The following is a 13,762-nucleotide window of genomic DNA, read 5'->3' on the forward strand; positions in this document are numbered from 1 at the left end:
AATGAAAAAAATAATTTTAATATTATGTATTGTTGTCTTAAAAACAACCATTGGCTTTAGTCAAATTAAAGGTGTGATTTCAGATAGTATTTCGTCTGCAAAAATACCTTATGTAAATATTTGGATTGAAAACGAAAATATAGGCACCACTTCTGATGACAATGGAAAATTTGTTTTAAATGAAACTGATTCTACAAAAAGCGTAGTTTTTTCAGCTATTGGATACAAAAGAAAAGTAGTACCAATTAGTCAAATAAAGAACATAGTTTATCTAAACCCTGAAACAACTGTTTTAGATGAAGTTGTCTTAATTGAAAAGAAAAACACTAAAAGTTTAGTGATAGATAAATTTAAGAAATCAAAAATTCATTTTTATTATGGCTCAGGGAAAACACCTTGGATGGTTGGAAAATATTTTCCTTATCAGGATAAATACTCAGAAACACCTTTTGTAAAGGATTTTGCCTTTTTAACAAATTCAGAAATAGAAAATGCTAAATTCAATATCAGATTATACGAATACGACAGTTTGAAGTTTATTGGTAATTCCATTTATGATAAAAACATAATTTCATCAGCAAAAAAAGGAAAGAAAATAACTTTAGTTGATATTTCAGATTTAAATATAAAAATCCCCAAAAAAGGTCTAGTAGTTGTTGTTGAGTGGTTAATTATAGAACATAACAAAAAAGAGTTTACTTTAATCTCTGAAGGAAAAAGAAAAATGAGAATAGCCTACGAACCTATGATTGGTGCTGTTGCTAAAGACACAAATAAATATGCAATGATTTATAGAGGAGAATGGATGAATGCATATAAAAACCCAAGTCAAACTATAAAAAATTACAAAGATAAATACAGTGAACTAGCTGTTTGCTTAACATTAACAAACTAAAATGCAAAACCAACCAAAATACCAATGGAAACCCATGTACACTTTAGTACTTGTAGCAAATCTATTTTACATCGTTGCTTTTTATTTAATCACAAAAATCTTTTAGTGCATGCAAACTTTAGATTGGATTATATTAATCGGTACTTTGTTAGCTATCGTTGTATACGGCACCTATCAAACCAGAGGTAGTAAAAACGTACAAGATTACTTAAAAGGCGGTAATACAACACCTTGGTGGACTATTGGATTATCGGTTATGGCTACACAAGCTAGCGCCATTACATTTTTAAGTACACCAGGACAAGCATTCCATTCGGGTATGGGATTTGTGCAATTTTACTTTGGATTACCTATTGCGATGATTGTGATTTGCATGGTATTTATCCCTTTGTATCATCGATTAAAAGTGTATACGGCTTACGAGTTTTTAGAAAATCGTTTTGATAAAAAAACAAGAACTCTTACAGCTATTTTATTTTTGATTCAACGCGGATTAGCAGCAGGAATTACCATTTTTGCACCTGCTATTATTCTATCTGCTGTTTTAGGTTGGAATTTATTACTCCTAAACATCATTATTGGCGTATTAGTAATCATTTATACTGTTTCTGGCGGAACTAAAGCCGTAAACGTAACACAGAAACACCAAATGGTTGTGATTTTTACAGGTATGATTGTTGCGTTTTTTATCATTATCAATCAACTTCCTAACGATATTACATTTACAAAAGCGCTTGATATTGCTGGTGCAAGCGGCAAAATGGACGTGCTTAATTTTTCTTTCGATTTAAATAACAGATATACCGTTTGGAGCGGTTTAATTGGTGGTACATTTTTAATGTTATCTTATTTCGGGACCGATCAAAGTCAAGTACAGCGCTATTTGTCAGGTAAATCTGTTAAAGAAATGCAATTAGGCTTACTGTTTAACGGACTTTTAAAAGTGCCTATGCAGTTTTTTATTCTGCTAGTTGGTGTTATGGTTTTTGTGTTTTATCAGTTTAACGAATCGCCAATAAATTTTAACCCAACAGCAACAGAAGTTGTTTTAAACAGTGAGTTTTCTCAAGACTATCAAACACTTCAAAACCAACAAAACGAATTGTTTGCTGAAAAACAACAAGCTATTTTTAATTATGTAAATACTGAAAATAGTGTAACTGCTAAAACCATTTCAGAATATAACTCTAAAAGTGATTTATTAAGAAGCGAAGCCCAAAAACTGATTGAAAAAGCTGGCGAAGCTAAAAACTTAAAAGTTGAAAGTAATGATAAGGATTACGTATTTATTCACTTTATACTAAACAATTTACCAAAAGGATTAATTGGATTATTATTAGCAGTAATTTTAAGCGCCGCAATGTCTAGTACCGCTAGCGAACTTAACGCTTTAGCAAGTACAACAACCATAGATTTATACAAACAACGTATTGGTGAAAAATCTGAAGACGATATGGTAAAAGCCTCTAAAGGCTTTACGTTACTTTGGGGAATTTTAGCTATTGGTGTTGCCTGCGTTGCCAATCTTGCCGAGAATTTAATTCAGTTGGTTAACATCATTGGTTCTATTTTTTACGGTAATGTCCTTGGTATTTTTCTGTTAGCATTTTTCTTTAAATATGTAAAAGCCAATGCTGTGTTTATTGCCGCTTTAATCACACAAGTATTGGTGATAGGATTGTATTTTTTAGATGAATTTGAAATTATCAACCTGCCTTTTTTATGGTTAAACTTTATTGGTTGTTTAATTGTTATGGTTATTGCTTTTGTAATTCAATCTTTAATGAAAAACGAAAAGAATTATGGATAAAGAACAAACCATACATTGGGGAATTATAGGTCTTGGAAAAATTGCAGAAAAATTTGCTACAGACATGCAAAAAGTAAGTAATAGCAAGATTTATGCAGTAGCTTCAAGAACATTAGAAAAAGCCGAAACCTTTGCTAAAAAACACCAAGCCACAATGGCGTATGGCAATTATGAAGAGTTGTTAAGTGACCCAAAAATAGATGCTATTTATATTGCTACACCACATAGTTTACATAAAGAAAATACACTTATGTGTTTACAAAACAACATTCCTGTTCTTTGTGAAAAACCATTAGCGTTAAACCGTTTTGATGTAGAAAATATGATAAATGCTGCCAAAGAAAACAACACGCTTTTAATGGAAGCCTTGTGGACTTACTTTTTACCACATTATCAAAAAGTTTTAGAATTATTAAAGCAAAAGCACTTTGGAAATATAATAAAGCTTGAAGCAGATTTTGGTTTTAAAGCTAATTTAGAACCAGAAGGAAGATTATATGATAAATCACTTGGTGGCGGCAGCCTTTTAGATATTGGTATTTACCCAATATTTAGTGCACTAACAACTTTAGGTATTCCTAAAAAGACCGAAGCTAAAGCAACTTTTTTTGATAACGGTGCAGATGCAACTTGTGATATGATTTTTTATTATGATAAAGCAATCGCACACTTAAAATCCACCTTAGTAGAAGACACAAAAACTGAAGCTATTTTTACCTGCGAAACTGGCGTGATTAAAATAAATTCACGGTTTCATGAGCCAACAACCGTAACATTAATATCCAATAATGGAGAAGAAAAAACACTAGATTTTAACTACAACTCTATTGGTTATAATTTTGAAACAGAACATTTTAATCAATTAATCAGAACTAATAAAAAAGAAAGTCCAATAATGAGTTTTCAAAAAAGTACCGAATTAATTGATTTATTAGACTTAATTAAAGCACAAATTGGGTTGAGTTATCAATAATTCTTCATTCAAAACTCTTAGTTTGCAAAATATATTTGAAATTGTTAAGCTTTTAAAGTAACTTAGTAAAAACAGGTTATAATAATATTGTAACTATTTTAACGCTTCAGTTATGGAAAAATCTTTAATAATAGTATTAGCATTAGTCATTTTTTCAGCAATAGGTTTAGCGTATTCTGTATTTTTAAAAAGCTATGTAAAAACTTCGTTTGGCGAAAAATGGCTTCATCTTTGGAGCAACAAGCTTTATTTTTGGCAAAGCACCATTTTTGTTAGTGCAGCGTTTACCTTTTTAATCATGTATCTTTTAAAATGGATTGATGTATTGAATTTTTAGAATATCTTTGCATCCCATTTTAGCAAAGCCATGAGAATAGATATCATCACTGTTTTACCAGAATTACTTAAAAGTCCGTTTGAAGCATCCATTTTAAAACGTGCTATAGAAGCAGATTTGGTAGAAGTACATTTTCATAATTTAAGAGATTACACTACAGATAACTATAAAACCATAGACGATTATCAATTTGGTGGCGGTGCAGGCATGGTAATGCTTATAGAACCGATAGATAAATGTATAAGCAAATTACAATCGCAACGTCACTATGACGAGGTTATTTATATGACACCAGATGGCGAAACCTTAAATCAAGGTATTGCCAACACATTATCATTAAAAGAAAATATCATTATCCTATGTGGACATTATAAAGGTGTAGACCAACGTGTACGCGATATGTTTGTTACTAAAGAAATATCTATTGGCGATTATGTATTGTCTGGTGGAGAACTTGGTGCAGCAGTACTTTGTGATGCTGTAATACGATTAATACCAGGCGTTTTAGGTAATGAAACATCGGCGTTAACAGACAGTTTTCAAGATAATTTACTAGCACCACCTATTTATACCAGACCACGCGATTATAAAGGACACCAAGTCCCAGAAGTGTTATTTAGCGGTAATTTCCCAAAGATTGAAAAATGGCGAGAAGAACAAGCTTACAAACGCACAAAAGAAAGAAGACCAGATTTATTAGATGAATAATGACGTCTGTTCGAGTATTTTGTGAAGTATGAACAAAAAGTATCGAGAAGTTAAAATAACCATCAGTCATCAGTCATCAGTCATCAGTCATCAGTCATCAGTCATCTAACTTCAAACATTTTTTCAACTTTTTACTTTCATCAATTAACTTTTTGCTTATATTTGCACCCAATTTCGGGTTAACCTCTGGCGAAATACGTGAATGTTGTTCTGAATCAAACACTTAAACATAAATAAAGATGGAATCTTTAATAAAATTTGTACAAGACGAATTTGTAACAAGAAAAGACTTACCAGAATTTTCAGCTGGTGACACAATTACAGTTTACTACGAAATTAGAGAAGGAGAAAAAGTAAGAACTCAGTTCTTTAGAGGTGTAGTATTACAAAGAAGAGGTACTGGATCTTCTGAAACATTTACAATTAGAAAAATGTCAGGAACAGTTGGTGTAGAGCGTATCTTCCCAATTAACTTACCAGCCTTACAAAAAATTGAAGTTAACAAAAGAGGTAAAGTACGTCGTGCTAGAATCTTTTACTTTAGAGGTCTTACTGGTAAAAGAGCAAGAATTAAAGAAGCTAGAAGATAATCTAACACTTCTAAACATATTTAAAAAGCCTAAACTTAATTGTTTAGGCTTTTTTAGTTATTAACTTTTGTTAATAACTACGGTTCATAAACAGTTGATATCTAATTAGTTAAAAAATTTGTAAACTTCCAAAAAAGATATACTTTAGTAAAACAATTAATAACAATAGTTATATTGGTTTCAATAAAATTGAATTTGATTTAGTTGTATTGTTTTTTGAGGTTTTGAAAATTACATGTGTAGTCGTGTAGATTGTAAAAATCATGAGATTTTAAAAAGTGCTTTATGTGAAAGCAGAAAGTAACTAGTAAAATTGAAAGTTTTAAGTAATCTAAAGAAGCGAAAGCAACTTTAAGAAGAACAAAGCAATGTTTTACGACAGTAATTTCATGAAAATTGAAATTAAAACAGTTAAACATCAAAAAAAACAATTACTATGTACATTTTGTAACAGGTCAATACATTTTGAAAGTTATCCAAATGTACTATTGATTTAACAAGTGCGTGAACCGAAAAGATGTAAAACGAAAGTTTTGGATTGATTTAACGAAAGTTAAATAAGTCATCGCCAAAGTGTTAATTCAAAAAAGCCATAGCAACAATAGTTAATTCTATTATGTTATGGCTTTTGTTTTTTGTAGGTTTCTTATCTTTCAGCTATAAATAAAAAACACAATGCCTTTACCCTTTATTGCTGACAAAATTTATAAAAACAAAGATTTTACTTCTCAAGTATTAGAAAGAGCAGAATATGATAACTGCACATTTATAAACTGTAATTTTGAAGGCTGTTTTCTATCGGCTTTTAGTTTTTTAGACTGTAATTTTGAAGATTGTAATCTAAGTAATATTAAAGTGAAAGATGCTACTTTTAAAGATGTAGCGTTTTTAAACAGTAAAATGCTTGGTGTTTTATTTTCAGATTGTAATCAGCTTTTATTTTCGGCAAGTTTTACCGATTGTGTTTTAAACTTTTCTTCATTTTATAAAATCAAGTTGGTTTCAGGTAATTTAAAAAACTGCGTATGTGACCAAGTAGACTTTACCGAAGCTAATCTTTCTAAAACTAATTTTGATAACTGCGATTTAAAAAATGCTGTTTTTGAGCAAACTAACTTAGAACAAGCTAACCTTTTTAGTGCAATAAATTACAGTATTAACCCAGAACGTAACAAAATTAAAGGTGCTAAATTTTCTAAAGATCAAATTTCTGGACTTTTAGACACTTACAAAATTATAATTTCTTAAAATTTCTTTCATATTTTATCAAATTCGCAATAATCTAATCTTCTAAACTACATCGTTGTAATAAATCATTTAGAAGCAGATTTCACTTTAAAAAACCTCTTGTTTTTCGTATATTCGTCAAGCTAAAAAAATAACTAACATTCAATTTAATTATATGTCAAATTCACCAAAAATTATATATACAATTACAGATGAAGCGCCTGCTTTAGCCACGCGTTCTTTTTTACCAATAGTAAAATCTTTTACTGCCTCTTCTGGTGTAGAGATTGAAACAAGAGACATCTCTTTAGCAGCTAGGATTTTAGCTGTTTTTCCTGATGTATTAACAGAAGAACAACGTGTATCTGACGACTTAGCGTTTTTAGGAGATTTAGCAAAAACACCTGAAGCTAATATTATAAAATTACCAAATATTAGTGCTTCAATTCCTCAGTTAACAGCTGCTATTAAAGAGTTACAAGCAAAAGGTTATGCTGTACCAAATTATCCGGAAGAAGCTACAACTGATGCTGAAAAGGATGCTAAACAACGTTACGACAAAATAAAAGGTAGTGCTGTAAACCCAGTTTTACGCGAAGGAAACTCAGATAGACGTGCGCCAAAAGCTGTAAAAAACTATGCAAAGAAAAACCCACATTCTATGGGAGCATGGTCTAAAGATTCTAAATCTCATGTAGCTACAATGTCTCATGGCGATTTTGCACACAACGAGCAATCTGTAACTGTAGACAAGGCAACAACTGTAAAAATTCAACATACAGACAACAACGGTAACGTTACTGTTTTAAAAGATAATTTAAACCTTTTAGAAGGCGAGATTATAGATGCAACAGTAATGAGTAAAAAAGTATTATTAGCCTTTTTAGAAGAGCAAGTAAAAGATGCTAAAGAGCAAGGCGTATTGTTTTCTTTACACATGAAAGCAACAATGATGAAAATTTCTGACCCAATTATCTTTGGTCATGCTGTACGCGTATTCTTTAAAGATGTTTTTGCTAAGTACGCTGAAACTTTTGAGAAAATTGGTGTCGACGTAAATAATGGTTTTGGAAACTTAATCAGTAATTTACAAGAATTACCAGAAGCAGAACAAAACGCTATTTTAGAAGATATTGAAAATGCTTACAAAAACAATCCAGATTTAGCAATGGTAGATAGTGATAGAGGTATTACTAACTTACACGTGCCAAGTGATGTTATTATTGATGCGTCTATGCCTGCAATGATACGTACTTCTGGACAAATGTGGAATAAAGAAGGAAAGCAACAAGATACTAAAGCAGTAATCCCAGATAGTAGCTATGCTGGAGTTTACACTGCTACTATAAACTTCTGTAAAGAGCACGGTGCATTTGACCCAACTACGATGGGTACAGTACCAAACGTTGGTTTAATGGCTCAAAAAGCAGAAGAATACGGTTCTCATGACAAAACTTTTGAAATGTCTACAGATGGTAAAGTTGAAATCGTTGACACAGACGGAAACGTATTAACAACTCATGATGTAGAAGCTGGAGATATCTGGAGAGCTTGTCAAGTAAAAGACTTACCAATTCAAGACTGGGTAAAATTAGCTGTAACACGTGCAAGAGCTACTGGTTGGCCAGCAGTGTTCTGGTTAGACGAAAACAGAGCTCATGATGCAGAATTAATTAAAAAAGTAAATACTTACTTAAAAGATCATGATACAGATGGATTAGAAATTCATATTCTTTCACCTATCAAAGCAACAGAGTTTACTTTAAAAAGAGTAAAAGCTGGAGAAGACACAATTTCTGTAACAGGTAACGTATTACGTGATTATTTAACAGATTTATTCCCAATTTTAGAACTTGGTACTTCTGCTAAAATGTTATCTATCGTACCATTAATGAATGGTGGTGGATTATTTGAAACAGGAGCTGGTGGGTCTGCGCCAAAACACGTTCAACAATTTGAAAAAGAAAACCACTTACGTTGGGATAGTTTAGGTGAATTTTTAGCACTTGCTGTTTCTTTAGATCACTTTAGTGAAGTTAACAACAATCCTAAAGCAAAAGTTTTAGGTGATGCGTTAGATGTTGCTACCGAAAAACTATTAGAAAACAAAAAAGGTCCTTCTAGAAAAGCTGGTGAAATTGATAACCGTGGTAGTCATTTTTACTTAGCAATGTATTGGGCAGAGGCATTGGCAAACCAAAATAAAGACGCTGCATTAAAAGCACAGTTTGAGCCAGTTGCCTTAACGTTTAAAGCAGAAGAAAAAACAATTATTAAAGCGTTAAATGATATACAAGGTAAATCTGTTGATATTGGTGGTTACTATGAGCCAACAGACGAATTAGCAGACCAAGCTATGCGACCAATAGAATTATTCAATAATATTTTGAAAGAAATTTAATTCATTATTCCTAAATTAATAAATTGTTAAAAGCTCCTTTTACAGGAGCTTTTTCTTTACTTTTAAACTAAAAATTGAAATGAATTCTAAGCTAATCTTAACCATAGCATTTTTTATTCAATTATCCTTATCTGCTTTCTCTCAAGAAAAATTCACGTTAAGTGGAAAAATAACTGACAATAATACTAACGAGTCTTTAATTAGTGTAAATGTTATTATTCCTGATTTAAACACTGGTACAACCACCAACGAGTATGGCTTCTACTCTATCACATTACCAGAAGGTAATTACAATGTGATTATTTCTTATTTAGGTTATGCAGAAACTTCAGAAACTATCAATCTTAATGAGGATATTATTAAGAATTTCAATTTAACTGAATCTGTTGAAAGCTTAGATGAAGTCGTAATTACAGAAAATGTAGAGCGACTAAACATAAGAAAACCACAAATGAGTGTTAATGCGCTTAAAGCTTCAACAATAAAAGAAATTCCTGTAGTTTTAGGAGAACCAGATGTTATCAAAGCGATTACTCTATTACCTGGTGTTACAAATGCAGGAGAAGGCAGTTCTGGGTTTAACGTTCGTGGTGGCGCTGCAGATCAAAACTTAATTTTATTAGATGAAGCTACTGTGTTTAATTCGTCACACTTATTTGGATTATTTTCAGTCTTTAATCCAGATGCGATTAAAGATTTAAAATTGTATAAAGGAGGAATACCGTCTCGATACGGCGGACGTGTGTCTTCTGTTTTAGATATTTATCAAAAGGAAGGAAATAGTAAAGAATTTCATGCAAATGGAGGTATTGGTTTAGTAGCTAGCAGATTATTAGCCGAAGGACCTTTAAAAAAAGATAAAGGCTCTTTTCTTTTTGGCGGACGCAGTAGTTATGCTCATCTATTTTTGCCCCTTTTTGACATTGATAACATTGCTTACTTCTATGATTTAAATACAAAATTAAGTTATCAGCTAAATGATAAAAATAGCATCTATTTATCTGGTTATTTTGGTCGCGATGTATTTAGAATTGCAGATAGTTTTGATAACACTTACGGTAATACGGTTTTAAATTTTAGGTGGAATCACTTGTTTTCAGATAAATTATTTTCAAATATGTCTTTAATTTATTCTGATTACTATTATGGTTTAAAACTTAATTTTGTAGAATTTGATTGGGATTCAGGAATTAGAAATTTCAACTTTAAATACGATTTCAAACATTACATTTCTAATAATTTCAAACTTCAATATGGATTAAACAGCATCTATTATAAATTTAATCCAGGTGAAATTGAACCATCTACACCAACTTCAGGAATAAATCCTTTCAAGTTAATTGATAAATATGCTTTTGAAAATGCAATTTATGTAGATGCTGAGCATAAACTTTCTGAAAAACTATCGATTAATTACGGATTAAGATTAAGTTCTTTTTTACGTTTAGGTCAAGATGAATTAAACATTTACCAAAACAATCAACCTGTAATTTTTAATGAAGATTTACAGATTTATGAAAAAGCAGAACCAATTGGCACAGAAAATTATAGCAGAAGTGATGTTATTAAATCCTTTTTAAACTTAGAACCACGGTTTTCAGTCGCTTATCAACTAAATAAAAATAGTTCGGTAAAAGCTAGTTATAATCGTATGACACAGTATTTACATTTATTGTCAAATACTAGTTCTCCAACGCCTTTAGATGTTTGGACGCCAAGTGGAAATTACGCAAAACCACAATTGTTAGATCAGGTCGCTATAGGATATTTTAAAAGCTTTAATAATGATGATTATTCTTTAGAAGTTGAAAGTTTTTATAAAACCATAAAAAACAGAATTGATTACATAGACGGCGCAGATCTAATTGCTAATAATGCAATTGAACAAGTTATCTTAAACGGAAAAGCTAGAGCTTACGGATTAGAAGTTCTTTTTAAAAAAAATGTTGGGAAATTTAAAGGTTGGATAGCCTATACCTTATCAAAATCAGAACAACAAACACCTGGCAGAACAACTACTGAAACTGGAATAAACAACGGTAATTGGTACAATACTGCATTTGATAAAACACATGATATTTCAATAACTAGTAATTATGAGCTTAATAAAAAATGGACTTTAAATGCTAATTTTGTTTTTCAAACAGGACAACCAACAACATATCCTGTTGCACAATACCAATACGCAGGACTAACAATTCCTAATTACGGAGATCGTAATTCTAATAGATTACCAGCATATCATCGTTTAGATATTTCGGCAAATTACACACCAAAACCTGACAAAACAAAAGGTTGGCAAAACTATTGGACCTTTAGTATTTATAATGCATACAACCGTTACAATGCTGCTTCAATAAGTTTTTCTGAAGATAGAATTACAGGCATAAATGAAGCAACAAAATTTTCAATTTTTGGTATTGTGCCTTCAGTAACCTATAACTTTAAATTCTAATGAAAAAATTAATATATATAAGCCTTCTGTTATTAGTTTTCAACTGTGAAGAAGTTGTAAACATTGATTTACCAACTACAGAACCTAAACTAGTAATAGACGCCTCACTAAATTGGTTTGATGGCACAGCAGGAAATGAGCAAGAAATAAAATTAACGCTGTCTGCATCGTTTTTTGATGCAGAAGTTCCACCAGCAAATAATGCGATAGTTAGTGTAACAGATCAAAATAACAATACATTCATTTTTACTGAAGAAAATAACTCTGGAGTATATAAAACAACAAGTTTTATCCCTGAAATTGATCAAGAATACACACTAACAATTCAATATAATGGAGACACTTATGTTGGTTCAGAACAATTAAAATCGGTAACACCAGTAGAATACGTAGAACAAAATAATGAAGGTGGTTTTTCTGGAGAAGATATTGAGTTAAAAGCCTATTATAATGATCCTGCTAACGAGCCAAATTTTTATTTATACCAATTTGATACAGATATAGCAGTCATACCAACCTATGAAGTTTATGATGATGAGTTCACCGATGGAAATCAAATTTTTGCATTCTTCACCGAAGAAGATTTAGAAGCAGGAGACGAAGTGATTATTAAAAATTACGGAATTTCAGAGCAATACTATAATTTTATGTTTCTATTATTGCAACAAACCACCGATAATAGCGGCGGACCATTCGAAACACAACCAGCAACCGTTAGAGGTAACTGTATAAACATCACCAATCCAGAAAATTACCCATTAGGCTATTTTAGAGTATCACAAGCTAATCAATATAATTATACAGTAAATTAATTGGGCGTTACCACAAGGGTCGCGCTATCCGTTACTAGTTTTGGCTCGATGCACGCCTCGCCAAAAGCTAACCACTACTATCGCTAACGCAAAAATAGCTAACTTTGTAACTATGAAATTTATAAAGACCACAGAGCAAGATTCTAGATATAATGATTTAGAAAAAATGAGCATTAATCAATTGCTCACAAACATTAATCAAGAAGATCAAACAGTACCATTAGCAGTACAAAAAGCAATACCACAAATAGAAATATTAGTAGAGCAGATTGTAAACAAACTAAAACAAGGCGGAAGATTATTTTACATTGGTGCAGGTACAAGCGGAAGGTTAGGTATAGTAGATGCTTCAGAATGTCCACCAACATTTGGTGTTTCTCATGATTTAGTCATAGGTCTAATAGCTGGCGGAGATATAGCTATAAGAAAAGCAGTAGAATTTGCAGAAGACTCAACAACACAAGGTTGGGAAGATTTATTAAAGCATAATATAAATGAAAAAGATATAGTTATTGGTATAGCAGCATCAGGAACAACGCCTTACGTTATTTCAGCATTAGAAAATTGTAACAAAAACAATATCACTACAGGTTGTATAACGTGTAATGCAGATAGTCCGCTTAATAATACAGCTAAATTTCCAATAGAAGTTATAGTAGGTCCAGAGTTTGTCACTGGTAGTTCTCGTATGAAAGCAGGAACAGCTCAGAAACTTGTGCTTAATATGATTACTACAACTACAATGATTCAATTAGGAAAAGTAAAAGGAAATAAAATGGTAGACATGCAACTAAGTAACAATAAACTAGTTGATAGAGGCGAAAAAATGTTAATCTCTGAACTTAATATAGATCGAGAAACTGCTCAGAATATATTAAAAAAATATGGAAATGTTAGAGAAGCTATAAAAAACTATAAAAATGGAAACTAAATCTACAGATAAAGAAATACTAATAAAAGGATTAAAACAATTAGGATTATCTCTATTATTAATGTTTATTGGTCCTTCATTTTTATACTTAATTTTAAGTAATAAAGATAAACCGTTCTACATCGTATTATTAATAATAGGAATATTAATTTGCTGTTTAGCTGTTTTCTTTGCTTTTAAAGGTATAAATACTATTCTTAAAAGCCTTTTTGAAAGTAATAAAACAAAATAATATACTTCATAGTTTAATTTTATTTTTTTCAAAAACAAAAGGACAAAAAAAAATCCTCAACAAATAAATGTTGAGGATTTAAAAAAGGCGACGACCTACTCTCCCACAATGTAGTACCATCGGCGCTAATGGGCTTAACTTCTCTGTTCGGAATGGTAAGAGGTGAGCCCCATCGCTATAATCACCTTAAATCTTTCGGTGTGCGTAGATTACTCTACCTGACCGTATATAGTGACATATTGAAAAATAATTCATGAAAATTTGTTTGTACTCTTAAAAAACAGGCGTACAATAAGCCTATGGGTTATTAGTACTACTTGGCTATGACATTACTGCCTTTACACCTATAGCCTATCAACGTGGTCATCTCCCACGACCCTTTAAAGAAATC

The 13,762-nt window shown here is 31.3% G+C and carries 12 protein-coding genes and 2 rRNA genes; 12 read left to right on the plus strand and 2 right to left on the minus strand.

Annotated elements, in window-relative coordinates:
• The first annotated feature begins 1 nt into the window (after window position 1).
• From WA327_RS13560 to WA327_RS13615, 12 genes are all read left to right on the plus strand, one after another.
• Complete coding sequence (locus tag WA327_RS13560) at window positions 2-895, plus strand: carboxypeptidase-like regulatory domain-containing protein (RefSeq protein ID WP_336070597.1); 894 nt, start codon at window positions 2-4, stop codon at window positions 893-895.
• A gap of 109 nt (window positions 896-1,004) precedes the next feature.
• Window positions 1,005-2,705, plus strand: a complete 1,701-nt coding sequence (locus tag WA327_RS13565; protein ID WP_336070599.1) for a sodium:solute symporter — start codon at window positions 1,005-1,007, stop codon at window positions 2,703-2,705.
• Complete coding sequence (locus tag WA327_RS13570) at window positions 2,698-3,678, plus strand: Gfo/Idh/MocA family oxidoreductase (protein ID WP_336070601.1); 981 nt, start codon at window positions 2,698-2,700, stop codon at window positions 3,676-3,678. Before WA327_RS13565 ends, WA327_RS13570 begins: the two co-directional genes overlap by 8 nt.
• A 112-nt stretch (window positions 3,679-3,790) precedes the next feature.
• A complete protein-coding gene (locus WA327_RS13575) occupies window positions 3,791-4,015 on the plus strand; it encodes a hypothetical protein (protein WP_336070602.1) in 225 nt (74 codons plus the stop codon).
• Window positions 4,016-4,045: 30 nt separating this feature from the next.
• Complete coding sequence (gene trmD / locus WA327_RS13580) at window positions 4,046-4,723, plus strand: tRNA (guanosine(37)-N1)-methyltransferase TrmD (RefSeq protein ID WP_336070603.1); 678 nt, start codon at window positions 4,046-4,048, stop codon at window positions 4,721-4,723.
• A 239-nt stretch (window positions 4,724-4,962) separates the two neighbouring features.
• Window positions 4,963-5,313, plus strand: coding sequence for a 50S ribosomal protein L19 (gene rplS / locus WA327_RS13585; RefSeq protein WP_336070605.1), 351 nt, complete (start codon window positions 4,963-4,965; stop codon window positions 5,311-5,313).
• A 675-nt stretch (window positions 5,314-5,988) separates the two neighbouring features.
• On the plus strand, window positions 5,989-6,561 hold the full coding sequence (locus WA327_RS13590; protein WP_336070607.1) for a pentapeptide repeat-containing protein: 573 nt from the start codon (window positions 5,989-5,991) through the stop codon (window positions 6,559-6,561).
• A 154-nt stretch (window positions 6,562-6,715) separates the two neighbouring features.
• Window positions 6,716-8,941, plus strand: a complete 2,226-nt coding sequence (locus tag WA327_RS13595; protein ID WP_336070608.1) for an NADP-dependent isocitrate dehydrogenase — start codon at window positions 6,716-6,718, stop codon at window positions 8,939-8,941.
• Between the two features lie 79 nt (window positions 8,942-9,020).
• On the plus strand, window positions 9,021-11,396 hold the full coding sequence (locus WA327_RS13600) for a TonB-dependent receptor (RefSeq protein WP_336070610.1): 2,376 nt from the start codon (window positions 9,021-9,023) through the stop codon (window positions 11,394-11,396).
• The gene (locus WA327_RS13605) at window positions 11,396-12,208 is read left to right on the plus strand and encodes a DUF4249 domain-containing protein (protein ID WP_336070612.1); all 813 of its coding nucleotides are present in this window, start codon (window positions 11,396-11,398) and stop codon (window positions 12,206-12,208) included. The genes WA327_RS13600 and WA327_RS13605 overlap by 1 nt, the downstream gene beginning before the upstream one ends.
• A gap of 112 nt (window positions 12,209-12,320) precedes the next feature.
• Window positions 12,321-13,139 (plus strand): N-acetylmuramic acid 6-phosphate etherase, encoded by an 819-nt coding sequence (murQ, locus tag WA327_RS13610; RefSeq protein WP_336070614.1) that lies wholly within the window; start codon window positions 12,321-12,323, stop codon window positions 13,137-13,139.
• Window positions 13,129-13,371 carry a DUF6095 family protein gene (locus WA327_RS13615; protein ID WP_336070617.1) on the plus strand — a complete coding sequence of 81 codons (243 nt, stop codon included), beginning with the start codon at window positions 13,129-13,131 and terminating at the stop codon, window positions 13,369-13,371. The genes murQ and WA327_RS13615 overlap by 11 nt, the downstream gene beginning before the upstream one ends.
• Before the next feature lie 82 nt (window positions 13,372-13,453).
• Here WA327_RS13615 and rrf read toward each other — a convergent pair.
• A 5S ribosomal RNA gene (gene rrf, locus WA327_RS13620) occupies window positions 13,454-13,560 on the minus strand.
• 98 nt (window positions 13,561-13,658) lie between these two features.
• A 23S ribosomal RNA gene (locus WA327_RS13625) occupies window positions 13,659-13,762 on the minus strand; the annotation flags it as partial.

Origin of the sequence: Mesoflavibacter sp. CH_XMU1404-2 (genome assembly GCF_037029465.1) — a bacterium.
Classification (GTDB): Bacteria; Bacteroidota; Bacteroidia; order Flavobacteriales; family Flavobacteriaceae; genus Mesoflavibacter.